This window comes from Sinorhizobium sp. BG8 (assembly GCF_016864555.1).
Taxonomy (GTDB): Bacteria; Pseudomonadota; Alphaproteobacteria; order Rhizobiales; family Rhizobiaceae; genus BG8.
Map to the genome: position 1 here is coordinate 793746 of NZ_CP044011.1, position 24356 is coordinate 818101.

Consider the following 24356-nt stretch of genomic DNA (forward strand, 5'->3'; position numbering starts at 1 on the left):
TGTCGGTCACCTCATTTTGGAAGCCGAAGGTGGAAACACCTTCGGCTTCTTGCGTTTGCGGTGCCTGAAATGTGCCTTGCGGTCAGAAGCCGACCTTAATCATCGAGATGCGCCCGTCCGACTCCAGATGCGGGCGGACATCGTCATAGCCGTCGATGGAGGGATGGCGGGTCTCCAGCGGGTGGGTATGGGTGGCGGTGATGACCATCACGTGCGCACCCGCCCGTTCGCCCGCGATCACGCCGGCGGCGACATCCTCGAAGACGAGGCAATCAGCGGGATCGACGCCGAGCCGCTGTGCGCCCAGAATGTAGCCGTCCGGCGCAGGCTTGCCGATCGTCACGTCTTCCGCCGTCACAATCACCTTCGGAACGGGCATCCCGGCCGCAGCCAGCCGGCGTTTCGCAAGCGCAATCGGCGAGGAGGTGACGATCGCCCAGCGTTCCGGCGGCAGCGCGCTCAGGAACGCAATTGCGCCTGGAAGCGGCATGACTCCCGCCACGTCCTCGATCTCCAGCTGTTCGATCTCCTTCGCCTCCGCTTCGGCATCGACGCCAGGTAGGTTGAGCTGGCGAATGGTGTCAATTCCGCGCTTGCCATGCATCGTCGGCAGGAAGGCTTCAACGTCCAGCCCGTGGCGTCGCGCCCAGTTGCTCCAGACGCGCTCGGCGGCGGCAATGGAATTGATGATCGTGCCGTCCATGTCGAACAGGAAGGCGGAGAAGCTCTTTTCGAAAATTCGCGAGGTAGACAGCAAGAGGGGAACCTTGAGATCTCGGGGGAATGGAAACGGCAAAGGCAGAAGCGCAATGACCACGGTTCCTCACGAAGTAACTTGCACGGGCGGAGGACGCAACGGTTTTTGACGCATGACAACTTGTGGAGGGTGCGGCCGATCGCAGCGGAGCCCAAAAATCCGGCCGGGCCTGATCGTGATTGGACATCAAGTCCGGTTGGAGTCACGCTTGTTACGGACCCGAAACCTTGAAGCCGTCAGTGACGGCACAGGAGGCCAAAATGAAGCACCATGCAGTTGAGCATCTTCAGATTGTCGCCAAGGTCGAACATGAATACCCGGCCCGGCCGATGTCGCGCCTCGAGCGCCTCGAGCGCTGGGCGGAACTCCTTGAGCGCAATCCGCATCGGCTCCTGTCGACGCTGCACCAGACAGAATACCAGCCGGCCGCCCTTCGCGCCGCCATGCGCGATGACGACACGCCGATCTCCGTTGCCTTCGAGGATCCGGTCCTGCGTGCGGCGGGCCTGGAAGATGACAGCTACGGCTCTGCCAAGCAGTTCTTCGAACTGAGCGACAAGCAGTTGCACAAGGTCATCTGCTATTGCCACTTCGGCGCCACGGTCAGCGCAGCAACGGCGGCACGCTACATACGCACCGAGTTTGCCGCGCCGCGGCACGGGATTTTCGCTCGGTTGCGCGCGTTCTTCGCCAGCTAACGATCGGCAGTTGGGAGCGACCCGTTCGCGCAGTCCGCCAAGGTTGAGCGGATGCGCGGCGCTCCGCCGTGCTGCACACCGGCTCGAGCGCGGCGTGGCCGTCCCGTACACCGGAAAACCGGATGCGTGGCGTCCGTGCGGCGCGGTCTTGCTGAGCCGGCCTTCTCGTGGTCATCCTGGAGGGACTTGCTGATCTGGGCCGGCAGAGCACAGGTCGAGACCCGAATCCTTATCCTCGCCCTTGCCATCGCGGTCGTGTCGGCATAGCTCTCTTTGCCCACGAACCGGAAACTCCATGCCCAACAAGGTTTCACTTCGGCGCCTGAAGCTCGCCGACTTCCGCAACTATCAGACGCTGTCGCTCGACCTCGACGGTCGGCATGTGGTGCTGACCGGAGCGAACGGCGCGGGCAAGACGAACCTGATGGAGGCCGTCTCCTTTCTCTCTCCGGGCCGCGGGCTCCGGCGCGCCTCCTATGCCGATGTCACGCGGGAGGGAGCGCCGGGCGGTTTCACCGTCTTCGCAGAGATCGAAGGCATGGAAGGCTCGGTCGAAATCGGCACGGGTACGGACGGAGGAGACGAAGGGCAGGTTCGTCGACTGAGGCTGAACGGAACACCGGCTAGGTCGGTGGACGAGCTCACGGATCATTTGCGCGTTGTCTGGCTCACGCCCTCCATGGACGGTCTCTTCACCGGCCCTTCCGCGGAGCGTCGGCGCTTCCTGGACCGCCTGGTCCTCTCGCTCGATCCGGAACATGGCCGCCGTGCCGCCGACTTCGAGAAGGCGATGCGCGGCAGGAACAGGCTTCTCTCCGAGCCTCGTCCCGATCAGAACTGGCTCACCGCCCTCGAGCGGCAGATGGCAGAGCTCGCCATAGCCACGTCGCTGGCGCGTGCGGAACTGGTCGGCCTCATGGCTGGCCTCGTCGAGGCCACGCGCGACGACCAGGCGTTTCCTTCCGCGGCAATGTCGCTTTCCGGGTTTCTGGATGGCGAGTGGCACCGCCCGGCCTATGACATCGAGGAGCACTACATCGCGATGCTGCGCGATGGTCGCTACAGGGATGCCGCTGCGGGCCGCACGCTCGAAGGGCCGCATCGCAGTGACCTGCTCATCCGCCATCGCGAGAAGGATATGGAGGCCGCGCGCTGCTCCACCGGCGAGCAGAAGGCCCTGCTGGTGGGCCTGATCATGGCTCATGCCGGGCTCGTCGCCAACATGACGGGGCACGCGCCGGTGCTCCTGCTCGACGAGATCGCCGCGCATCTCGATGAGGCGCGCCGCGCCGCCCTCTTCGACAGGGTCCATGCGCTCGGTGGCCAGGCCTTCATGACCGGCACCGACCGTGCCATGTTCGAAGCCCTCGGCGACCGCGCGGAGTTTCTGACGGTTTCGAACGGGACCGTTTCGGGCGCGGTCACATCTTGATTCCATTCGGGCATCCGCCGCTCTAAGATCGTCCCCATGGAACCCTTGAGCCCCGAAGAAATCGCCCGCTATCAGCGCCACATCCTTCTGCCGGAGATCGGGGGAGCCGGCCAGCAGAAGCTGAAGAATGCCCGTGTGCTGGTTATCGGTGCCGGAGGGCTTGGTGCGCCCGTGTTGCAGTACCTGGCAGCGGCCGGCGTGGGTACCCTCGGGATCGCGGACGACGATCGCGTGTCGCTGTCCAATCTGCAGCGGCAGGTCATTCATGACAGCGGCACGCTCGGAGAGCTGAAGACGGCGAGTGCGGCGGCGTCCATCGCGCGCCTGAACCCCCATGTCCGTCTGATCCGCTTCGACGAGCGTTTCGATGCCGCGACGGCGGTGCGGCAGCTTGCGGGTTTCGATCTCCTCGTCGACGGGTCGGACAACTTCGATACGCGCTATGCTGCCGCCGATGCGGCCGAACAGGCGCGCATTCCCTTGGTTACGGGAGCTGTAGGCCGGTTCGACGGTTCGCTGACGGTGCTGAAGCCCTACGAGGCCGGCACGGACGGCAGCCTCAATCCCGGCTACTGGGATCTTTTCCCCGCCCCGCCGCCGGCGGGCGTCGTGCCCGCCTGTGCAGAGACCGGCATCGTCGGCGCGCTCACCGGCGTCATAGGCACCCTGATGGCGATGGAGGCGATCAAACTCGTGACCGAGGCCGGCGAACCGCTGGTCGGACGATTGCTGCTCTATGACGGGCTGGCGGCGGAGTTCAGCACGATCCGCTACAGGCGCAGACGCAGGGCGGCAGAGTAGCACGGCATGGATATTTCAAGGATCGATGGTTCGTTCTCCCGGTGGGACGACCTGCTCGAAATGATCTTGGCCTCATTCGCTTACATGGAAGGCCGCATCGATCCACCTTCATCCGCATTGCGGTTGACGCCCGCCAACCTCGCGGAGAAGGCGGCTCGCGAAATCGCCTACGTCGCCCTGGAGGGCCATCAGATCTTGGCCTGCGTCTTTCTGCGTCCCGAAGCCGATTGCCTCTACATCGGCAAGCTCGCCGTAGCCCCCGATGTTCAGGGCAGGGGCATCGGCCGCCAGCTTGTTGCGGTCGCCGAAGAGGTAGCGCGTGCGACGCGCCTGCCTGCCTTGAGACTGGAGACCCGAATCGAACTCGTTGAGAACCATGCGGCGTTTGCGGCCCTTGGTTTCGTGCGCACCGCCGAAAACGCCCATCCGGGTTTCAGCCGGGCGACGTCCGTCGAGATGCGAAAGGCTATCGTCTGAGGCTCAGCGGCCTGGCAGAACGCGATCCGGCGGCCTGTGGCCGTCGAAGAAGGTGCGGATGTTGATCACCACCTTCTCGCCCATGTCGATACGGCCTTCGATCGTCGCCGACCCCATGTGCGGCAGCAGGACGACCTTGCCCTCGGTTGCGAGCTTCACCAGCTTCGGATTGACCGCCGGCTCATGCTCGAACACGTCTAGCCCGGCGCCGGCGATCCTGCCCTCGCGCAGGCACTTGATCAGTGCCGTCTCGTCAACAATGCTTCCGCGCGCCGTGTTGACCAGGTAGCTCGACGGCTGCATCAGCTCCAGCCTGCGGGCGGAAAGCAGATGGTAGGTGGCAGGCGTCGAGGGACAATTCACCGAGACGATGTCGACGCGAGCCAGCATCTGGTCGAGGCTGTCCCAATAGGTCGCCTCCAGTTGCTCCTCGGTGTTCGGGTGCACGCGTGTCCGGTTGTGGTAGTGGATGGAAAGGCCGAAGGCCCTGGCGCGGCGTGCCACCGCGGTTCCGATTCGCCCCATGCCGATAATGCCGATGCGCTTGCCCCAGATGCGTCTCCCCAGCATCCAGGTCGGCGACCAGCCCGCCCATTCTCCTCTGCGGTCCGTAAGGAGGTGCGCACCTTCGGTAAGCCTGCGCGGCACGGCAAGGATCAGCGCCATGGTCATGTCCGCCGTATCCTCGGTCAGGACATTCGGCGTGTTCGTCACGGTGATGCCGCGCCGCGCCGCGGCTTCGATGTCGATGTGATCGACGCCATTGGAAAAGCTTGCGATCAGCTTGAGTTGCGGGCCCGCCTGCTCGATCAGCGCCGCGTCGATTCGGTCGGTGACGGTCGGAACGATGACGTCCGCGATCTTGACCGCGGCGACCAGTTCGGGCTGCGTGCGCGGATGATCATCGATGTTCAGTTCGGCGTCGAACAGCTCGCGCATGCGCGTTTCGACCACGTCCGGCAGGCGGCGGGTGATGTAGACCTTCGGTCTTTTCTTGTTCGTCATGAGTTATTTCGACGTCCTGTTGACGGGTCCTTAACCAAGCTGGGCAAGAATTGGTTCATCAACGGCATTTTCTACCAGACCCCGTCGCGAACACAATCCGCCCTTGCAGCGGTTCAGCAATTTGAATGCGCGGTCGGCCCGGTTGCCGAATGCCCCGGCATCGTATCGAACGGAATTCGTCATGCGCAGGTTACTCGTCCGCGTCTGCACCGCTACCCTCCTCGGCTTCCTGATGTTGCCGGCCGGCGGCTTGCTGCCGGCGCAAGCGCAGGCTGCCAAGGGGCCGAGCGGCCTCCCGCTCCCGCGTTATGTCAGCCTTAAATCGAAGAGCGTCAACCTCAGGATCGGGCCAAGCCTCGATTACGCGGTCGCCTGGCGCTACATGAAGCCCGGTGTTCCCGTCGAAATCATCCAGGAATACGATAACTGGCGGCGCATCCGCGACGCGGACGGCACCGAGGGCTGGGTCAATCAGGCCCTGCTGTCTGGAGACCGCACAGCCGTCACGGCGCCATGGATGCGCGGCAAGGGCGATTCGGTCTACGTCAATATGAGGCGTGAGCCGCAGCCGTCGAGCGCCGTCGTCGCCAAGCTCCAGCCTGGCGTCGTCATTCATATCGGCGAGTGCAATGGCGACTGGTGCCGTGCCGAGGTCGATGGAACGGAAGGTTGGGTCGCGCAGGCGGAAATCTGGGGCGCCTATCCCGGCGAGGCCTTCAAGTAAGGCCTCCTCCGGGTCAGATAAGGCCGGCTTCCTTGGCCGCTGACTTCAGCGACAGCATGGGGCGTGGTCCGATCTGCTGGATGACGATCCCGGCAGCGAGGCTGCCGAGCTTGCCACAATCGGCAAGCGAGCGTCCCTGTGTGTATCCGAACAGGAACCCGGCCGCATAGAGATCGCCGGCACCCGTTGTATCCACCAGTTCCTCGATCTCGATCGCGTCGACCGGCGTGCGCTCGCCGCCCTTCAAGATGATCGATCCCTCTCCGCTCATGGTGACGGCCGCGAGCTTGCAGTCCTTGGCGATCTGGCTGATCGCGTCCTCGAAGTCTTCCGTCTCGTAGAGCGCCAGCGCTTCGGCCTTGTTCGAAAACACGATGTCGACGGTTCCGGAGCGCATAAGGTCCAGGAACTCGTCGCGGTAGCGATGGACGCAGAAGCTGTCCGAAAGCGTCATCGCGACTTCGCGGCCGTTTTCATGCGCGATGCGGGCGCACTCGCGTATGGCGTCCTTGGCTCTCGGCGGATCCCAGAGGTAGCCCTCGAAATAGGTGACCTTGGAATCGGCGACGACATCCGCGGCCACGTCTTCGGGACCAAGTTCCACGCAGGCGCCGAGATAGGTGTTCATCGAGCGCTCGCCGTCCTCCGTGACGAAGATCATCGAGCGGGCGGTGGGCGGGAACGTCTGAAGGGGCGTTGTCGGGAAGTGAACGCCTTGCGCGCGGATGTCGTGCGCGAAAATCTGTCCGAGCTGGTCGTTTGCGACCTTGCCGAAATAGGCGGCCCTTCCGCCGAAGTTCGCCACCCCGGCGGCCGTATTGCCGGCACTTCCGCCGGATGCCTCGAGCGCCGGTCCCATGTGGGAATAGAGAAGCTCGGCGCGTTCCGCGTCGATCAGGTTCATCGCGCCCTTGATGATGCCGTTCTCCGCAATGAATGCATCGTCACAGCGCGCGATAATGTCGACGATGGCATTGCCGACCGTCAGCACGTCGAATTTTGTCATACGTGTCAGATCCGTCTCGAGAAATCAGCCGGTAACCGGTCATAACGGAATTTCAGCAACTTGGAAGAGAAAAGCCGCCCGGGCGCAAGGGCCGGACGGCTTGAGACGCTCAATCCTTGGCGCGCTCGACGTAGGAGCCGTCCTCGGTCGCGATCACGACGCGCGTTCCTGTCTGGATATGCGGCGGCACGAGCGTGCGCACGCCGTTGGACAGCATTGCCGGCTTGTAGGAGGACGAGGCCGTCTGGCCCTTGACCACCGGTTCGGTCTCGGTGATCTCGAGAACGACGTGGCGGGGGAGGTCGAGTGCGATGGCGACGCCTTCATGCACCGACAGGATGACGGCCATACCTTCCTGCAGATAGGCCTTGAGGTCGCCCACGTCGTCGGCGGTCATGGTCAGCTGGTCGTAGCTCTCAGGGTTCATGAAATGGAACCCGTCGCCGTCCTCGTAGAGGAACGTGTGCTCGCGGTCTTCCACGTAGGCGCGCTCGACCTGCTCCGTCGTGCGGTAGCGTTCCGAGACCTTCACGCCGTCGGAGATGCGGCGCATGTCCACCTGGGTGACAGGCGTTCCCTTGCCCGGGTGGAAGTTCTGCGCGGTGAGCACGACATAGAGCTTGCCGTCGACATCGAGCACGTTGCCCTTGCGGACCGAAGAGGCGATGACCTTGACCATAAGTCTTCCTTGTAACTGGGACGAACGCGTCGTAGAGGACGATCAGGAGCCCTCGGACGCGCAGAAGCGTTTTCGGGCCGCAACTACCCTAAATTCCGGCAAATGACCAGTGCGTCGGCTGGAATGGCTGAAGAAACCTTGCGATGACCGAAATCAACCCCGCACCCTCGCCCTGGTGGACGCCGGATGTCCATGCCGACCGCCGGCCGTTCCTGATGGCGCGCAATCGCATCCAGGCGGCCCTGCGCGGTTTCTTCGCGACGAACGAATTCATCGAAGTGGATACCGCGACGCTCCAGGTCTCGCCGGGCAACGAGGCTCATCTTCACGCCTTTCGGACAGAAGCGATCGGCCACTCCGGGGCAACGACGCCGCTCTATCTGCATACCTCGCCGGAGTTCGCCTGCAAGAAGCTGCTCACTGCGGGAGAACGGCGGATCGCCTGCTTTGCGCACGTCTACCGCAATCGCGAGCGCGGGCCGCTCCATCATCCCGAATTCACGATGGTGGAATGGTACCGGGCGGGAGAGACATATGAGGTGCTGATGCGCGACTGCGCCGATATTCTGGCGCTGGCCGCGCTGACGGTCGGGACGACGAAGCTCGCCTATCGCGGGCAAGGCTGCGACCCCTTCGTGGAACCGGAACGGTTGACCGTCGCCGAGGCATTCAAGCGACATGCGGAGATAGACCTTCTCGCGTCGATTGGTGATGGTGGCGAGACAGATCGCGACCGGCTGGCAGAAGATATGCGCCGGAACGGTTTTCGCGTCGCCGCGGACGACACCTGGGCAGATCTCTTCAGCCGCGTTCTCGTCGAGCGTGTGGAGCCCTGCCTGGGCTTCGGACGCGCGACCATCCTTTGCGAATACCCCGTTTCGGAAGCGGCCCTGGCGCGACCGGCGCCGCACGATCGCCGCGTCGCCGAGCGTTTCGAACTCTATGCCTGCGGCGTCGAGCTTGCGAATGCCTTCGGCGAACTGACCGATGCCGCCGAGCAGCGCAGGCGCTTCGAGCTCGAGATGGCGGAGAAGCAACGGGTCTACGGCGAAGCCTATCCCATCGACGAGGATTTTCTGTCCGCCCTTCACGCGATGCCGGAGGCAAGCGGCATTGCGCTCGGCTTCGACAGGCTTGTCATGCTTGCGACAGGTGCATCGCGAATCGACCAGGTGATCTGGGCGCCCGTCGCCGAGACCGCGCCATGAGGAACGAAAGAGCGCTCCGAAGCATCAGCGATCTCGAACAGGCCGGCTTCCTCCCTTCAGGACAGCCAGCGGAGGCCCTTGCCCGTGTCGAGAAGCGCTACGCGGTCGCTGTCACCCCGTCGGTTGCCGCACTCATTGATCGATCCGACCCGGCCGACCCCATCGCCAGACAGTTCCTTCCGGATGCTGCCGAGCTCGTCAGCACGCCGGACGAGCGCGCCGACCCGATCGGCGACCTGGCGCACAGTCCGGTCGAAGGCATCGTCCATCGCTACCCGGACCGGGTCCTTCTGAAGGCGGTGCATGTGTGTCCCGTCTATTGCCGCTTCTGTTTTCGCCGCGAGATGGTCGGTCCGGCGGGGCTCGGCACTCTTTCTCCGCGGGAGCTCGATGCGGCGATCGACTACATTGCTACCCATTGCGAAATCTGGGAGGTGATCCTCACCGGCGGTGATCCCCTGGTTCTCTCGCCGCGGCGCCTCGCCGAGATCATGCAACGGATCTCCGAGATCGATCACGTGAAGGTGGTTCGGTTTCACACCCGCGTGCCAGTGGTCGAGCCTGACCGGATCGATGACGCGCTGGTCAGAGCCATCAAGGCCTCGGGCAAGACGACCTACCTGGCGCTCCATGCCAATCATCCGCGGGAAATGACCCCGGATGCCCGGGCGGCTTGCGCGCGCATCGTCGATGCCGGGATCGTGATGATCAGCCAGACCGTGCTTCTCAAAGGCGTGAACGACGATGCGGCGGTCCTTGCCGATCTCATGCGCAGTTTCGTGGAGAACCGCATCAAGCCCTACTATCTTCACCATCCGGATCTGGCGCCGGGAACCGGGCACTTCCGTCTGAGCCTGGTGGAGGGACGGGCAATCGTCGATCAGCTGCGCGGAAGGGTGTCCGGTCTCTGCCAGCCGACCTACATCCTCGACATACCCGGCGGTCACGGCAAGGCGGTCGTCGCAAGCGGCGGCGTCGAGGAGGCGGATGACGGCTGCTTCCGCGTTCGCGACTTCAGGGGCGGTGAACATCGTTACCCGCCCGACCCGAGGGCGGGCAGGGCCGATAGGGCGCTCTGTTGCGGTCGTCAGAATTCGTCCCAGTCTGCGTCGGATGCCTTGCCGGGTTTCGTGCCGAAAGCATTTGCGAGCTTCTGGCCAAGGGCAAGCGCGGGAGAGGATACCGGGCGCGACGTCTCGCCGGCAGGCTTCACGTTCCACTGGCCGGACGATTTGCGCAGGGAGGACACGGCAGCCGGTGGCGCGGACTGCGGCGTGGAAGGGGCGGTGACCACGTGCAGCTGGCTGGGGCGCGCGACGTGTCCAGTCGCCGTACCGTGGCCGACGTTGAACCGGCTGATGAGCGAGTTCAGGGCCTGAACCTCGGTGGCGAGGCCATGGCTTGCCGCCGTCGTCTCCTCCACCATGGCGGCATTCCTCTGAGTGCCTTGGTCCATAGTGTTGACCGCGGTGTTGATTTCCTGAAGTCCCGTCGACTGCTCCCGCGCCGCTTCCACGATCGCCTGCACGTGGCCGTTGATCTCCTGCACTTCCGATACGATCGCCTGCAGCGCACGACCGGTCTCGCCCACGAGCGAGACGCCGGCGCGCACTTGCGTACCCGAGGTGGTGATGAGGTCCTTGATCTCCTTGGCGGCCTTGGCGGAGCGTTGCGCGAGTTCCCGCACCTCCTGTGCGACGACGGCAAAACCCTTGCCGGCCTCGCCGGCGCGGGCTGCCTCGACGCCGGCATTCAACGCCAGCAGGTTGGTCTGGAACGCGATATCGTCGATGACGCCGATGATGTTGGTGATTTCGCCGGAGGATTTCGCGATCTCCTGCATCGCTCCGATCGCCCGACGGACGACCTCGCCGGACTTTTCGGCCTCTCCACGGGTGCGGGCAACGAGCGAACCTGCTTCCTCCGCACGCTTGGTCGAGTCTTTCACCGCGGTGGTGATTTGCTCGAGTGCCGCCGCTGTTTCCTCGACCGATGCCGCCTGCTGTTCCGTCCGCCGCGAAAGATCGTCCGCCGCGGCACGGATCTGGCTGGCGCCGGCGCCGATGGCGCGCGCATTGTCGCCGACTTCGCGAAGCGCGTCGTTCAGCCGGCCGACCGAGTCGTTGAAGTCGGTGCGCAGCCGCTCGAGATCTCCGTCGAAGGGGTTGTCGATGCGGCAGGTGACGTCGCCGCCCGCCAGGCGTCCAAGCGCTTCGCCGAGCGCAAACACCGCTTCCTGGACCTTGCCGCTGTCGCGGGTACGTTCGGCTTCACGCGCCTGGCGTTCGCGATCTCCCGCTGTGCGATCCGCCTCGGACTGCCGTTCGAGACGCACGCGCTCGGCAGCATTGTCGCGGAATACGGCGACGGCCGCGGCCATCTCGCCGATTTCGTCCCGGCGATCGGCATGGGGGATTTCAGCGGCGGTATCGCCGCTCGCAAGCAGTTTCATGGCGTGCGAGATGCCGTTCAAGGGTCGGACGACGCGTCGATTGACCAGAAAAATGGCGGCTGTCGCAAGGCCGACCGACAGGGCAAGCGAAGCGAGCGTCATCGCGAAGGCCGAATCGTGCTCGCCCCTTGCAGCCTCCATGGTGGCCTGGGTGGTCCGCTCGTTGCCGGCCACGAGGTTCTTCAGGATGTCATCAATTGCATCGGCGCCCGACTTCATCGGGCCATGGTAGACTTCGAGAGCCTGTCCCTTTGCGCCGATAGCCGAGAACTGGATGAGCTTGTCGGATTCCTGCCGGTAGGCTGCAAGGCCATCCTTGATGCTGGCGAGTGCGCTCGCGGTTGCGGGATCCGAAGCGTTGGCTGCCGCATAGGCGTCCAGCCGGGCTGCCAGATCGTCCGCGCGCTGCTTGATCTTCGCTTCGATCGCCGTGATCTCGTCGGGATCCATGGATAGAAGATGCTCGGAATAGGTCGAGTTCAGATCGGTGAAGTCATGGCTCAGCTGCAGGATGGCGCTCATCTGCTGCATGCGGTCCTCGCCGATGCGTTCGATGTGGCCGGTCATTGCCGAGAGCGAACGGAATGCAACCGTGCCTTGCACGAGGCCCACCACGACCATGACGATGAATAGGGCGGGCAGAAGTCTGCTGATCCTGAAGCTGCGCATGATTGATCCCTTAAATTCCGCCATGTCGCTGCGACGCGGAACACCAGCGCGTAACTCTAGGACCGCGTATTTAATGATGACTTAATGCAAATGGTTCGCGGCATGCTTGCAGATGACTTTATCCCCACCTAAATCGATGGTCGCAACATGGAGGCCGACGAATGATCCTTGACGCCGCGCGTATGGCGCTTGCCAATCTCCTTGCGCCCGAGACGCGCAATGTCTTCTGGAAGGTGCTTGGACTGACGATCCTCGTGCTGATCGTGCTGTGGTTCGCACTTCGCGAAAGCTTCATCGTCTTCGCCCTGCCGTGGGTCGAGAGCTTCATGCCTGGGACGCCGGGCTGGGCAGGCTGGATGGCCCTCGTCTTCGGGATCATCGCAAGTCTCGGCCTCGCGCTGGCGCTTGCCCTTTTGCTGGCGCCGGTGACTGCGGTCGTTGCGGGTTTCTTTCTCGACGACGTGGCCGAAGTCGTCGAGAGGCGCGACTACCCGGCCGATGCGCCTGGATCGCCATTGCCGCTCGGCGCCGCCTTGCTCGGATCGATCAAGTTTCTCGGCGTCGTCCTTGCGGGCAATCTGCTCGCGCTCCTGCTCCTGTTCGTCCCGGGCGTCAATCTCGTCGCGTTCTTCCTCGTCAACGGCTACCTGCTGGGGCGGGAATTCTTCGAATTTGCGGCGATGCGTTTTCGCCCGCCGGCAGAGGCCAGGCTTTTCCGGTCCAAGCATCGACAGACGGTCTTCCTGGCGGGACTGCTGATCGCAGCATTCCTTGCCGTGCCCATCGTGAACTTGCTGACGCCACTGTTTGCTGCGGGCATGATGGTCCACCTGCACAAGTTGATAACGCAGAAGGATCCCCAGTTCCGCGGCTGACCTTAGGTCGGAAGGGCGGAAGGGGTGTAGAGCGCAGCGTACTCGGCGCTCGGCGCTATCGGCTTGATGATGTCGATCAGCACGCCGTTCGGATCCTGGGTAATGAAATGGCGCTGGCCGAAGGCTTCGTCGCATATCGGCTTGAGGATCGGCAATCCGGCGCCACAGCAGGCCGCATAGATGGCGTCGGGATCCTCGACCTCGAAATTGAGAAGCAGCCCCGAGACTTGGCCGCGGCCCGGTTCGGGGATCGTTTCGTGCTGGCCGTCGAGGATCGCGAGGGTAACCTTGGGATCCTCCCGGGATTGCAGATGCACATACCAGTCGCTCGTGAACAGCGGTTCGAAGCAGAAGTGCTCGCAATAGAAGGAAGCGGTTCCCGGAACGTCGGATGTCATGATGACCGGATAGTAGCTAGTCGACTTCATCTGCCTGCCTCCAAAAAAACATACGCAGTGAATGTTTTTACCTATTAACATGCATTCAGTCTGTATGTAAATACCTTCTCATGAGCCGCACCAACAAGGAACGAACCGAGGCGACACGCGCGGCGCTCATCGCTGCCGCGCGCACCCTCTTCACCGACAAGGGCTATGCCGACACCGCCACCCCGGACATCGTTTCGGCCGCCGGCGTGACGCGCGGTGCTCTCTATCATCATTTCGAGGACAAGAAGGCCCTCTTCAGGGCCGTGGTGGAACATGAGGCGGCACAGGTCGCCGAGACCATCGAAGCCCGCTCCGCGTTGGCGAAATCTCCTCGCGAGGCGCTGCTCTCAGGCGCATCCGCCTATTTCGACGCGATGGAGGTCCCGGGGAGGACGCGGCTCATACTGCTCGACGCACCCGCAGTTCTGGGGGCGGAATGCCTGGGCGCTATCGACAGGGAAAACGCAGACAAATCCCTCCACGAGGGCGTGCGGGCGCAGTTGTCTTCCAGCGCGGACCGGCACCAGATCCAGGCGATTTCGAACTTGCTGTCGGCGGCATTCGATCGTGCGGCAATCGCAATCGAGGCCGGCGGTGATCGAAAAATCTACGAAGCCGCGATCGTCATGCTGATCGATGGAGCCCGTCTGCAGCCGCCGACGACGGACGGTTAGCGAGCGTATCCGGGTCGTCCCCGCCGGCCTGGAGGCGCGCGTAGATGCGAGGCGTCAGGCTGCGAACAAATGGCCGTCATGGCGTCGATGCGAAGAGCTGCGGCGGCAGTTCGACGAGCGGCGCAGGAATGTCGCAGGACTTCTCCGGAGACTTGCAGATGTCGGCAATGACGCAGCGCTCGCACTCCGGCCGGCGTGCCTTGCAACAGTAGCGACCGTGCAGGATCAGCCAGTGATGGGCGTGGTACAGATACTTCGCGGGCACGATCCGCATCAGGTGGTCCTCGACTTCGTCCGGGGTTTTTCCGGGCGCAAGCAGGATGCGGTTGGCGATGCGGAAGATGTGCGTGTCGACGGCCATCGTCGATTGGCCGAAGGCCATGGAGAGAACGACATTCGCGGTCTTTCTCCCAACGCCGGGCAGGGTCACGAGTTCCTCGCGGGTGCGCGGCACCTCGCCGCCGAAATCGTCGATGAGCTTCTGTGAAAGCGCAATGACGTTCTTCGCCTTGTTGCGGTAGAGGCCGATCGTCTTGATATAGTCCCGGACCTTCTCCTCGCCGAGCTCCAGCATTTTTTCCGGCGTGTCGGCGATTGCAAAGAGCGCTCGAGTCGCCTTGTTCACACCGGCATCGGTCGCTTGAGCCGAAAGCGCCACGGCCACGACGAGGGTAAACGGGTTCACGTGCTCCAGCTCGCCCTTCGGCTCCGGTCGCTGCACGGAAAAGCGACGGAACATCTCGTCGAGCTCGGCCGCCGTGTAGGCGGTCTTCACTTTCACTGCCCGTCGTTTTGCCGCGGTTGCGGGCCGGGGTATCGCAGCCATCGATTTCATCTTCACGTTTTTCATGATGCCTCTATAGTCAGGGGTCATGGATGAAGGCAACGACGAGATCAACCTCAACGAGCGGCCGGTCTTTTCCGCCGAGCTCAGACCCTATCGTTCGCTTGGCCCTGCGGGCCACCGGATTTTCTTCCTCATTGCCGGCGCCCTCTGTGTCGCACACATGGCGGTTTTCCTGATTTCGGGCGCATGGCCGGTCATGATGTTCTTCGGCGTCGATTTTCTGATCCTCTTCGGCGCCTTCTGGCTGAACAACAGGGAGGCGCGCGCCTGCGAGATGATCGACCTGTCGCGCACGAGCATCTCCATCCGCAAGATTGCCGCTTCCGGGCGGGAAACCGCTTACAATTTCAATCCCTTCTGGTCGCGCTTCCTCGTTTCTCGCAAGGAAGAGGTCGGTATCACGGCGATGACGGTGAGGGGTGGCGGCCGCCAGACCGATGTCGGCACCTTCCTTCATCTCGACGATCGCGAGCGCTTTGCCAGAGCTTTTGCGGGGGCGCTTGCCCGCGTGAAGCGCGGATACTGACGTCCGGCAAGAAACGGGTGGTCCGGCGCGCCACCGTGTGATTTTGTCGTCTCATAGGAGATACGACCATGAACATCGCCGCCACGCTAAAATCCGATATCACGCCCGAGGGCCAGGACTACGATACCGTCAGTCGGATCATCGAGCTCATTACGGACGATTATCGCGACCAGCCCTCGCTCGACGACATCGCCGCGCGGCTGAAGCAGTCGCCGACGCAGCTGCAGAAGACGTTCACCCGCTGGGCCGGGCTCTCTCCCAAGGCCTTTCTTCAGGCGGTCACGCTCGACCACGCCAAGCGGCTGCTGCGCGAGGAATCGATGCCGTTGCTGGAGACAAGCCTGGAAGTGGGGCTGTCAGGTCCCTCGAGACTGCACGACCTGTTCGTGACCCATGAGGCGATGTCGCCGGGCGAATGGAAATCGCGCGGCGAAGGGCTGACGATCCGTTACGGCTTTCATCCGTCGCCTTTTGGAAGCGCACTGGTGATGATCACGGATCGTGGTCTGGCGGGTCTCGCCTTTAGCGACGACGCGGATGGCAAGGCCTGCTTCGACGACATGGCCTGCCGCTGGCCGAACGCCGCCTATGTCGAGGATGTCGACGCTACGGCCGCCTATGCCAAGCGCATATTCGACCCGCAGCGCTGGAACCCTCGGGAGCCGCTGAGGATCGTGCTTATCGGCTCGGACTTCCAGGTGCGCGTATGGGAAGCCCTATTGCGCATTCCGATCGGCCGGGCGGTTACCTATTCCGATATCGCTGGTTCCCTCGGTCAGCCCAAGGCCTCCCGGGCCGTCGGCGCGGCGGTCGGCCGCAACCCGATCTCCTTCGTGGTGCCCTGTCACCGTGCGCTCGGCAAGAGCGGCGCCCTGACCGGATATCACTGGGGTCTCACCCGCAAGCGGGCAATGCTCGGCTGGGAAGCGGGCAAGGTTTAACGAAAAAGGCCGGCGAATCGCCGGCCTTGTCTTACGAGAGATTGTCGGCGGTCAGTGCGCGCCGGACATGTCTCCAAGCACTTCCTTCGATGCGACGGTCGAGTCAGCGTTCAGCTTGTAGACGATGGGCACGCCGGTCGCGAGGTTGAGTGCGAGAATCTGCTCCTTCGTCAGGCGATCGAGCACCATGACGAGCGAGCGCAGCGAATTGCCGTGTGCCGCAACGAGGACCTTTTCGCCCCGCAGCACCCGCGGCAGGATTTCGGTCAGGTAGTAGGGCCAAACGCGCGCCCCGGTATCGCGCAGGCTTTCGCCACCCGGCGGCGGTACGTCGTAGGAGCGGCGCCAGATATGAACCTGCTCTTCGCCCCATTTCGCCCGTGCGTCATCCTTGTTCAGGCCGGAGAGATCGCCGTAGTCGCGTTCGTTCAGCGCCTGGTCGCGGATGGTCTCGAGGTTGGGCTGTCCGACCTTGTCGAGAATGATCTTGCAGGTGTTCTGGGCGCGCGACAGGACCGAGGTGAATGCGATGTCGAACTTGACGCCATAATCGGCCAGGGCCTCGCCGCCCGCCTTGGCTTCCTCGATGCCGAGTTCGGTCAGGTCGGGGTCACGCCAGCCGGTGAAAAGGTTCTTCAGGTTCCATTCGCTCTGGCCGTGGCGAACGAGGACAAGTGTTCCGGTCATGTCGTTTTAGCTCCTCGGAGTGTTGATCAGTTGAGCCCGAGCACGTCGAGCATTGAGTAGAAACCGGGCTTCCTGTCGCGGGCCCAGAGTGCTGCGTGGACGGCTCCACGCGCGAAGATCGAGCGATCGGTGGCGCTGTGGGAGAGCGTCACGGTCTCGCCTTCGCCGGCGATCAGCACTGAATGCTCACCGATGACCGATCCGCCGCGAAGCGTTGCAAAGCCGATCGTGCCGGAGGGACGCGGGCCCGTGTGCCCGTCGCGCACGCGTACCGAGTTCGTCGCAAGCTCGATGCCGCGCCCGCGGGCGGCCGCCTCGCCGAGAAGGAGCGCAGTTCCGGATGGGGCGTCGACCTTGCGCTTGTGGTGCATCTCCAGCACCTCGATGTCCCAGTCCTGCGGGCCAAGCGCCCTTGCCGCCTGCTCTGTCAGCACGCTGAGCAGGTTGACCCCGAGGCTCATGTTGCCGGACTTCACGACCCGCGCATGGCGCGCTGCCGCCTTGATCTTCTCGTCGTCCTCCTGCGAGCATCCCGTCGTTCCGACGACATGGACGATGCGCGCCTGCGCTGCCAGCCCGGCGAATTCGACCGTTGTCGCTGGCGTGGTAAAATCCAGAACCCCTTCCGCGTGGGCGAAGGCCTCCAGCGGCTCGCTGGTGATGGAAACGCCGATCGGACCCAAACCGGCGACCTCGCCGGCATCCTTGCCGACGAAAGGCGAGCCAGTGCGAGCGACGGCGGCAAAAACCTGCACCCCGGCCATGGCGTGAACCGCGCGGATCAGGGCCTGGCCCATGCGTCCGCCGGCACCCACGATCACAAGTCTCATGTCCGAATCGCTCATGGGTTCACGGCCTTTCATTCATTCGCGGCACTGCTGCCGGGTACCTGGAGGTTGTGGAGGCGAGCGTAGAGACCGTCGATGCGGCTCGCAAGCGCATCGTGCGAGCCCTCTTCCGCAACCTTCCCCTCCTGCATCACGATGATCTTGTCGGCGCCGACGATCGTCGAGAGCCGATGAGCGATGACGACGACGGTCCGTCCGCTCATCGCCCGATCGAGAGCCTTCTGCACGGCCTGCTCGGACTCCGTGTCGAGAGCGGACGTGGCCTCGTCGAGGAGCAGAATCGGCGCGTTGCGCACGAGCGCGCGGGCGATGGAAAGCCTCTGGCGCTGGCCACCCGAAAGGGTCACGCCGTTTTCCCCCACTGGCGTGTCATAGCCGCCCGGTTGCGCCAGGATGAAGTCATGCGCATAGGCGAGCTTTGCCGCCGTCTCGATCTCTTCGTCGGTGGCGTCCTCGCGGCCATAGCGGATGTTGTCGCGGATCGTGCCCTCGAAGAGATAGGGCTGCTGGGATACGTAGGCGATCTCGTTTCGAAGCGATTGCTTGGTGACATGCGCTATGTCCTGTCCGTCGATGAGGATCTCACCGGCGACGGGATCATAGAAACGGGGTATGAGACTGATCACGGTCGATTTGCCGGCACCGGAAGGCCCGACGAGCGCTGTCGTCTTTCCGCCGTCGGCTACAAAGCTGACGCCCTTCAGGATCTCCTCGCCCTCGCTGTAGCCGAATCGTACGTTGCGGAACTCGATGGTCGCATTGCGAACGTCCAGGGCGCGCGCATCGGGCAGATCGCGCTGGCGGGGCTCCATGTCGAGGATCTCGTAGATCATGCGAGCATTGACCACCGCGCGCTCCAGCGACACCTGCATGCGCGCCAGGCGCCGGGCCGGGTCGTAGGCCATGAGTAGCGCCGCGACGAAGGAGAAGAAGGCACCCGGCAGCACGCCACCGTAGATCGAGCGGTAGGCCGCATAGGCAAGCACGCCGGCGATGGCGACACCTGCGAAGGTTTCGGTCATGGGCGCGGTGCGTTCCGAGAGCCGCGCAATGCGGTTGGAGCGCTTTTCGGCCTGGTCGATGATTGCCTCGACCTTCGCCCTGAGCTGGCTCTCCATCGTGAACGCCTTCACGATGGTGATGCCCTGGACCGTTTCCTGCATCGCGCCGAGGACGTGGCTGTTCAGCAGGACGGCCTCGCGGGTGGCGCTGCGCAGGCGCCTGGAAACATAGCGAAGACCGATGAGAAGCGGCGGAGCGACCACGAACACGATCAAGGTCAGCAGCGGATCCTTGGAGATCATGACGCCGATCAGCGCGATGAGCGTCAGGAAATCGCGTGCGACCGAAGTGACCGTGAGGTTGAGGACGTCGCGGATACCGCTGACGTTCTGGCTCACCTGGGCTGCGAGGTGCGCGGAACGCGACTGTGCGAAGAAGCCGACGCTGAGCGCCATGAGGTGAGAGAAGAGCCGCCGCTGATAGCGCGCAACGATGTTGTTGCCGATCTTGGAAAGCGTCACAGCCTGGCCGTAGGTCGCAAGCCCCCGCAGGATGAACGCGACCAGAATGGCGCCGCAGATGAGGGCGACCAGATCGGCACGCTTGTTCGCGAAGGCCTCGTTGACCACGGATTCCATGATCCACGCCGTGAACGCCGTCGAGAGCGCCACGACGGCAAGGCAGAAGATCGCGAACAGGTAGCCACGCACGTGGTCCCGTCCGTTTTCAGCGATGATGCGTTTCAGGACACCGGTAATAGTATCGGAGCTGACGTGGCGATCGGCGCGTTTCTGGTCTTTCAAACGTCTTTCCTGCGGCTTTCTGCGCTTGCGTGGCGCGGGAAAACGGATATCGCGGGCGCTCTATAGTGCCTCGCGGGACGTTTGGCGAGTCCGGCCGCTCCCTGTGGGTCGGCGGGCGTCAGCTTTTCCAGCGGCGTCCCTCTGTTGCAACACCGAAACGGTCCGGCATGCGGGCATAGGCAGCAAGGCCTGCAAGTGCGGCCATCGGGTGCGTGACCACGAATGTCGGGATCTGGCGCATCAGCGCGCTGTGCGGCGCCTTGTCTTCGAAGGCGGCGCGAAACGCGGACTTTCGCAGGGCAGGCAGGATCTTCAGCGGGATGCCGCCTGCGAGATAGACGCCACCCTTGGCCATGAAGATCATCGCCATGTCTCCGGCAACCCGCCCGAGATAGGTGCAGAAGAGGGAAACGGTCTCGACGGCGGACGGATCCGTTCCGTCTAGAGCATGCGAGGTCACGGCGGAGGGCGTGTCGAGCAGGGCCTCCTTGCCGTCTGCGGCCGACACGGCCTGGTAGATGTTCATGATGCCCCGCCCGCACAGGAGCTGCTCGGCGGAAATCCGGCCTTCGATCGGTTCGAGGAAGGGCCAGATCTGGAAGTCACGCTCGCTGCGCGGTCCCATGTCGACGTGGCCGCCTTCTCCGGGGACGGGAAACCATGTGTGCTGGGCATGGACGAGCCCGGCGACACCAAGGCCGGTGCCCGGACCGAGCACGGCCCGCGAGGCCCCCGCGGCCTCTACACCAGGCCCGATCTGCTCGCGGTCGCTATCGGAAAGGGAAGCCACGGCAAGCGCCTGTGCTTCGAAATCGTTGACGAGCAGCACATCCTCGAAGCCGAGATTGGCAATCATTTCCTTTGGACGCACGACCCACGGGCAGTTGGTCAGCGGAACCTCGTCGCCCTGGATCGGTCCCGCAAGCGCGAGGATGGCGGAACGCGGCTGGGTCGACGTGGTGTCCAGGATGCATTTCTGGATCGCATCGTCGATGTTGGAAAAGTTTGCGGTCTGCACGATCGGAAACTGCCGGGGCTCCGCAAAGGCATCGACCAGCAAGGCGAAGCGGGCATTGGTGCCGCCGATGTCGCCGATCAGGATCGGAAAGGGGAGGTGCGTGTCGAGATCGCTGGACCGTGCCATGGGTGCTTCCATTGTGCTCTGCTGTTCTTCCGCGTAACCGGGCTGCGCGCGCCCGTCAATTCCCCGTGGAATCGAGAAGATGTTCCGCCGTCGCCCGATTGAGCGCCATCGGAATATCATACACGATCGCGAGCCTCATCAGAGCCTTCACGTCGACATCATGGGGCATTGCCGTGAGCGGATCGACAAAGAATATGAGTATGTCGACTTCGCCGGTCGCGATGAGCGCGCCGATCTGCTGGTCGCCGCCAAGCGGACCGCTCTTCAGACGGGTAACATCCAGCCCGGGGCAGGCTTCCAGCACCTTGCCGCCAGTGGTTCCGGTCGCCACGATGCGATACCCCGAAAGAACCGCCTCCTTGCGACGGGCAAACTCCGCCATGTCGGCCTTCTTCTCGTCATGGGCGATAAGGGCGATGCATCTGGTGCGGGTCATACGCGACTTCCGTGGCTGGAGCGTGAATCTAAATCGATTTGACCGCTCTATACAGGAGGCTCTGCGGATTGAACAGACTGGCCGTGGCCGGCCTCAGGTCGCCCTTCACTGGGAGGCGGGGCGCGCCACGGGAACGGGAATGGCCTTGCCGGAGATGCCCTGGCCGGCGGCCTCGATCGCGGCTTCCACGCTGCCGGGATTATCCGAGCTTTCGCTCGAGAAAGCCGCGGCCGTCGGCGCTGCGCCGAACGTTGCGTCCGCTTCCGAATCCGCCGACTGACCGCGCAGCACGACCGAGCAGGCCTTGGGGAGATCCGCGAGCGTCAGGTATCGCGGCTTCACGGGCTTGGCGTTCGGCTTGGGTTTCGCCCACGGCTCCTTGGTAAACCACCAGGCGAGCGACTTGTCGCATCCGTCGCCGGCAGGTACCGCCGCCTGAGACTTGCAGTTGGTCGATCCCTCGGGGCACTTTATCCGGATATGGAAATGGTAGTCATGGCCATAGATCGGCCGCACCTTGCCCAGGAGCGCCCTGTTGCCGCCCCAGGTATCGCAGAGCTTCTTCTTGATGGCCGGATTGACGAAGACGCGCTCGACCTGCGGATAGCTCGCGGCGAGCATGATCAGCCTGGCATGTTCCGGCGTCCAGATGCTCGGATCGACCGTCAGGAACTTGTTCTTCTGCAGCATCGACGTTGCCTGAATGTCCTCGCGCTCCTGGTAGCTGAAGGTGCGCTTCGGCATCTGTGTCAGCCAGATATCCGCATCAAGTCCGATCTGGTGCGAGGCGTGGCCGTTCAGCATGGGGCCGCCGCGAGGCTGAGAAATATCGCCGAGCAGCAGCCCGTTCCAGCCGATCTTCTCGCGGGCATCGCGGGAAAACTGCTCGATAAGCGCGACCATCTGCGGATGTCCCCAGCGGCGGTTGCGGGAAAGCCGCATGGCCTGCCAGGTTGGCCCGTCGGTGGGGATCGCGACACCGCCCGCCAGGCATCCCTTGGCGTAGAAGCCGAGGGGAGCCGGTGCCATCTTCGCCGGCAGCCTCATGCCGCCGAACAATTCCTTGGCGGGCGTGTCGCCGGCTGCCGCCAGCGGCTCGGCAACAGCCAGAAGTGCCATCGCGGCAACGATCAGGCGGGAAAGGATCTTGTTCTGCATGGTTTCACGAGGTTCCGGCGTTTCGAATCAATTCACAATACGAAACTAGATCACCGCGCTTTCGTGGGCACGGATTTTGTCAAAACGCAGGTGGTCGTGCAAAAAATCGGCACCCCTGCGAACCGCTTCTGTCAATTGGCCGCATTTTCCCTATTCTTTGCGGCAGTGCCGGCAACGGGCTGGCGAAGCAGAGGGAAAAGGCATGCGGACAGGACGCGGGATTGGCGGGATAGGACTGGCGATAGGTGCGACACTCATCTCCCTTCTCACAACGTCCCTTGCTTGCGCCGAGCAACCCGATCTCAAGTGGCGCGTGGGGATCGCGACGGTTGGCGAAGCGAAATATCAGCAAGGCTTTCCGCATTTCGACTATGTGAACCCGCAGGCGCCGAAGGGTGGCGACCTGAACCTCTCGCAGACGGGGACCTTCGATACCTTCAATCCTGTCCTTGAGAAGGGCGAGGCGGCGACCGGCCTCGCGCTCGTCTTCGACACGCTGATGAAATCGGCCGACGACGAAATCACCGCTTCCTACGGCCTGCTCGCCGAGGGCGTGGCCTATCCGGATGACATATCCCAGGCGACGTACCGCCTGCGCGCGGAGGCCAAGTGGGCGGACGGCAAGCCGGTGACGCCCGAGGACGTGATATTCAGCTTCGAGAAGGCGAAGGAGCTCAACCCGCTCTATATGAGCTACTACCAGCATGTCGCGTCGGTCGAAAAGACCGGCGAGCGGGACGTCACCTTCCATTTCACCGAAAAGAACAATCGCGAACTGCCACAGATCCTCGGACAGTTCTCCATCGTCCCGAAGCACTGGTGGGAGGGCACGGGGCCGGATGGAAAGCCGCGAGACATCACCCGCACGACCCTCGAGCCCGTCATGGGATCCGGTCCATACCGGATCGCCTCCTTCTCCCCCGGCAACCGGATCCGCTACGAGCTGCGCGACGACTACTGGGGCAAGGACGTCAACGTGAACGTCGGCCAAAACAACTTCGGCTCGATCACCTACACGTTCTATGGCGACCGCAACGTCGAGTTCGAGGCCTTCCGCGCCGGCAACACCGACTACTGGTTCGAGAACCAGGCCAAGCGCTGGGCGACCGGCTATGACTTCCCGGCCGTGAAGGACGGGCGCGTGAAGCGCGAGGAAATCCCCAATCCCTACCGGGCAACGGGGATCATGCAGGCCCTGGTTCCGAACATGCGCAAGGAGATCTTCCAGGACGAGCGCGTTCGCAGGGCTCTCAACTATGCCCTCGACTTCGAGGAGCTGAACCGCACGGTGTTCTTCGGCCAGTACAAGCGGGTCGACAGCTTCTTCTTCGGAACGGAACTCGCCTCCGAAAAACTGCCCGAGGGCCGGGAGCTGGAAATCCTCACCGAGCTCAAGGACAAGGTGCCTCCCTCCGTCTTCACGGAGCCCTTTGCCAATCCGACGGGCGGCGAGCAGAAAAAGTCGCGGGACAACCTGCGCAAGGCGGTCGAGCTCTTCAAGGAGGCGGGTTTTGTGCTGAAGGGCAACAGTATGGTCAATGCCGAGACCGGCAAGCCCTTCTCCTTCGAGATCCTGCTCAGCAGCCCCGCGCTCGAAGTCGTGGCCGTTCCCTATGCCAATGCGTTGAAGCGTATCGGAATAGACGCCAGCGTGCGCACCGTGGACGCGTCCCAGTATACCAACCGCACACGCAAGTTCGACTACGACATGACATGGGTGGTCTGGGCCCAGACCCTCAACCCTGGCAATGAGCAGTGGGATTATTGGGGCTCCAAGTCGGTTTCCCGCGAGGGATCGAAGAACTACGCCGGAATATCGGACCCGGCAATCGACACGCTGATCGACAAGATCATCTTCGCCAAGACCCGTGAAGACCTTGTTGCATCGGCACGGGCGCTGGACCGCGTGCTGCTAGCCCACAATTACGTCATACCGCTTTACTACCGGATGAATGCGCCGATTGCCTACTGGAACCGGATCGACCGACCCGCCGAACTGCCCAAATACGGCATCGGCTTCCCCGATTCTTGGTGGTCCAAGGAAGCCAAGACCGAATGAGCCCTTGCTTGCGGGGGCGC

At 63.4% G+C, this 24356-nt stretch carries 24 protein-coding genes and 1 pseudogene; 12 read left to right on the forward strand and 13 right to left on the reverse strand.

Translation table 11 applies throughout. The annotated features are described in order from the left end of the window. Nucleotides 1–82 precede the first annotated feature (82 nt). Complete coding sequence (locus F3Y30_RS03615) at nt 83–754, reverse strand: HAD-IA family hydrolase (protein WP_281435455.1); 672 nt, start codon at nt 752–754, stop codon at nt 83–85. A 263-nt stretch (nt 755–1017) separates the two neighbouring features. Here F3Y30_RS03615 and F3Y30_RS03620 point away from each other — a divergent pair, with 263 nt between their 5' ends. The 4 genes from F3Y30_RS03620 to F3Y30_RS03635 all read left to right on the forward strand — a co-directional run bounded on the left by F3Y30_RS03620 (nt 1018) and on the right by F3Y30_RS03635 (nt 4165). Beyond that, entirely contained in the window at nt 1018–1455 is a 438-nt protein-coding gene (locus tag F3Y30_RS03620) for a hypothetical protein (RefSeq protein ID WP_203425184.1), read from the forward strand. Nucleotides 1456–1750: 295 nt separating this feature from the next. Next, nucleotides 1751–2887 (forward strand): DNA replication/repair protein RecF, encoded by a 1137-nt coding sequence (gene recF / locus F3Y30_RS03625; protein WP_203425185.1) that lies wholly within the window; start codon nt 1751–1753, stop codon nt 2885–2887. A 36-nt stretch (nt 2888–2923) separates the two neighbouring features. Further along, nucleotides 2924–3688 (forward strand): molybdopterin-synthase adenylyltransferase MoeB, encoded by a 765-nt coding sequence (gene moeB, locus F3Y30_RS03630; RefSeq protein ID WP_203425186.1) that lies wholly within the window; start codon nt 2924–2926, stop codon nt 3686–3688. A 6-nt stretch (nt 3689–3694) separates the two neighbouring features. Then, nucleotides 3695–4165: a GNAT family N-acetyltransferase gene (locus tag F3Y30_RS03635; protein WP_203425187.1), complete on the forward strand. Its 471-nt coding sequence runs from the start codon at nt 3695–3697 to the stop codon at nt 4163–4165. 3 nt (nt 4166–4168) lie between these two features. On the opposite strand, the gene F3Y30_RS03640 is transcribed toward F3Y30_RS03635, so the two are convergent. Then, nucleotides 4169–5170 carry a D-glycerate dehydrogenase gene (locus F3Y30_RS03640; RefSeq protein ID WP_203425188.1) on the reverse strand — a complete coding sequence of 334 codons (1002 nt, stop codon included), beginning with the start codon at nt 5168–5170 and terminating at the stop codon, nt 4169–4171. A gap of 181 nt (nt 5171–5351) precedes the next feature. Between F3Y30_RS03640 and F3Y30_RS03645 the strand changes: the two genes are divergently transcribed. Then, nucleotides 5352–5894: an SH3 domain-containing protein gene (locus tag F3Y30_RS03645; protein WP_203425189.1), complete on the forward strand. Its 543-nt coding sequence runs from the start codon at nt 5352–5354 to the stop codon at nt 5892–5894. Between the two features lie 13 nt (nt 5895–5907). Here F3Y30_RS03645 and F3Y30_RS03650 read toward each other — a convergent pair whose 3' ends face one another. Together F3Y30_RS03650 and efp are read right to left on the reverse strand one after the other, a co-directional pair. Then, nucleotides 5908–6900 (reverse strand): adenosine kinase, encoded by a 993-nt coding sequence (locus F3Y30_RS03650; RefSeq protein ID WP_203425190.1) that lies wholly within the window; start codon nt 6898–6900, stop codon nt 5908–5910. A 109-nt stretch (nt 6901–7009) separates the two neighbouring features. After that, nucleotides 7010–7579 (reverse strand): elongation factor P, encoded by a 570-nt coding sequence (gene efp / locus F3Y30_RS03655; protein ID WP_203425191.1) that lies wholly within the window; start codon nt 7577–7579, stop codon nt 7010–7012. 143 nt (nt 7580–7722) lie between these two features. Between efp and epmA the strand changes: the two genes are divergently transcribed. Beyond that, entirely contained in the window at nt 7723–8787 is a 1065-nt protein-coding gene (epmA, locus tag F3Y30_RS03660) for an EF-P lysine aminoacylase EpmA (protein WP_203425192.1), read from the forward strand. Beyond that, nucleotides 8784–9830 (forward strand): annotated as a pseudogene (locus tag F3Y30_RS03665) (lysine-2,3-aminomutase-like protein); the annotation flags it as partial. The gene epmA and the pseudogene F3Y30_RS03665, both read left to right, overlap by 4 nt. Before the next feature lie 44 nt (nt 9831–9874). Here the strand turns inward: F3Y30_RS03665 and F3Y30_RS03670 are convergent. Further along, nucleotides 9875–11908, reverse strand: a complete 2034-nt coding sequence (locus tag F3Y30_RS03670) for a methyl-accepting chemotaxis protein (protein WP_203425193.1) — start codon at nt 11906–11908, stop codon at nt 9875–9877. A gap of 161 nt (nt 11909–12069) precedes the next feature. On the opposite strand from F3Y30_RS03670, the gene F3Y30_RS03675 reads away from it, so the two are divergent. Next, nucleotides 12070–12783, forward strand: a complete 714-nt coding sequence (locus F3Y30_RS03675) for a sulfate transporter family protein (protein ID WP_203425194.1) — start codon at nt 12070–12072, stop codon at nt 12781–12783. Between the two features lie 2 nt (nt 12784–12785). Here the strand turns inward: F3Y30_RS03675 and F3Y30_RS03680 are convergent, their stop codons facing one another. Continuing rightward, nucleotides 12786–13211 carry a VOC family protein gene (locus F3Y30_RS03680; RefSeq protein ID WP_203425195.1) on the reverse strand — a complete coding sequence of 142 codons (426 nt, stop codon included), beginning with the start codon at nt 13209–13211 and terminating at the stop codon, nt 12786–12788. Nucleotides 13212–13291: 80 nt separating this feature from the next. On the opposite strand from F3Y30_RS03680, the gene F3Y30_RS03685 reads away from it, so the two are divergent. Further along, nucleotides 13292–13885: a TetR/AcrR family transcriptional regulator gene (locus tag F3Y30_RS03685; RefSeq protein ID WP_203425196.1), complete on the forward strand. Its 594-nt coding sequence runs from the start codon at nt 13292–13294 to the stop codon at nt 13883–13885. Nucleotides 13886–13961: 76 nt separating this feature from the next. On the opposite strand, the gene nth is transcribed toward F3Y30_RS03685, so the two are convergent. After that, nucleotides 13962–14735 (reverse strand): endonuclease III, encoded by a 774-nt coding sequence (gene nth / locus F3Y30_RS03690; RefSeq protein WP_203425197.1) that lies wholly within the window; start codon nt 14733–14735, stop codon nt 13962–13964. A gap of 22 nt (nt 14736–14757) precedes the next feature. Here nth and F3Y30_RS03695 point away from each other — a divergent pair, with 22 nt between their 5' ends. Together F3Y30_RS03695 and F3Y30_RS03700 are read left to right on the forward strand one after the other, a co-directional pair. Further along, the gene (locus F3Y30_RS03695) at nt 14758–15258 is read left to right on the forward strand and encodes a DUF2244 domain-containing protein (protein WP_203425198.1); all 501 of its coding nucleotides are present in this window, start codon (nt 14758–14760) and stop codon (nt 15256–15258) included. 68 nt (nt 15259–15326) lie between these two features. Beyond that, nucleotides 15327–16199 (forward strand): bifunctional helix-turn-helix domain-containing protein/methylated-DNA--[protein]-cysteine S-methyltransferase, encoded by an 873-nt coding sequence (locus F3Y30_RS03700; RefSeq protein WP_203425199.1) that lies wholly within the window; start codon nt 15327–15329, stop codon nt 16197–16199. Nucleotides 16200–16250: 51 nt separating this feature from the next. Here F3Y30_RS03700 and F3Y30_RS03705 read toward each other — a convergent pair whose 3' ends face one another. From F3Y30_RS03705 to mepA, 6 genes are all read right to left on the reverse strand, one after another. After that, a complete protein-coding gene (locus F3Y30_RS03705) occupies nt 16251–16886 on the reverse strand; it encodes a 2,3-bisphosphoglycerate-dependent phosphoglycerate mutase (protein WP_203425200.1) in 636 nt (211 codons plus the stop codon). Between the two features lie 26 nt (nt 16887–16912). Further along, the gene (dapB, locus tag F3Y30_RS03710) at nt 16913–17731 is read right to left on the reverse strand and encodes a 4-hydroxy-tetrahydrodipicolinate reductase (RefSeq protein ID WP_203425201.1); all 819 of its coding nucleotides are present in this window, start codon (nt 17729–17731) and stop codon (nt 16913–16915) included. A gap of 14 nt (nt 17732–17745) precedes the next feature. Then, nucleotides 17746–19539 (reverse strand): ABC transporter ATP-binding protein, encoded by a 1794-nt coding sequence (locus F3Y30_RS03715; RefSeq protein WP_203425202.1) that lies wholly within the window; start codon nt 19537–19539, stop codon nt 17746–17748. Between the two features lie 118 nt (nt 19540–19657). Continuing rightward, nucleotides 19658–20683: a glucokinase gene (locus tag F3Y30_RS03720; protein ID WP_203425203.1), complete on the reverse strand. Its 1026-nt coding sequence runs from the start codon at nt 20681–20683 to the stop codon at nt 19658–19660. A gap of 55 nt (nt 20684–20738) precedes the next feature. Next, nucleotides 20739–21119, reverse strand: a complete 381-nt coding sequence (locus F3Y30_RS03725; RefSeq protein WP_203425204.1) for a methylglyoxal synthase — start codon at nt 21117–21119, stop codon at nt 20739–20741. A gap of 105 nt (nt 21120–21224) precedes the next feature. Continuing rightward, nucleotides 21225–22238 carry a penicillin-insensitive murein endopeptidase gene (mepA, locus tag F3Y30_RS03730; RefSeq protein ID WP_246752942.1) on the reverse strand — a complete coding sequence of 338 codons (1014 nt, stop codon included), beginning with the start codon at nt 22236–22238 and terminating at the stop codon, nt 21225–21227. A 241-nt stretch (nt 22239–22479) separates the two neighbouring features. Here mepA and F3Y30_RS03735 point away from each other — a divergent pair, with 241 nt between their 5' ends. Continuing rightward, a complete protein-coding gene (locus F3Y30_RS03735; protein ID WP_203425206.1) occupies nt 22480–24336 on the forward strand; it encodes an extracellular solute-binding protein in 1857 nt (618 codons plus the stop codon). Nucleotides 24337–24356: the final 20 nt, after the last annotated feature.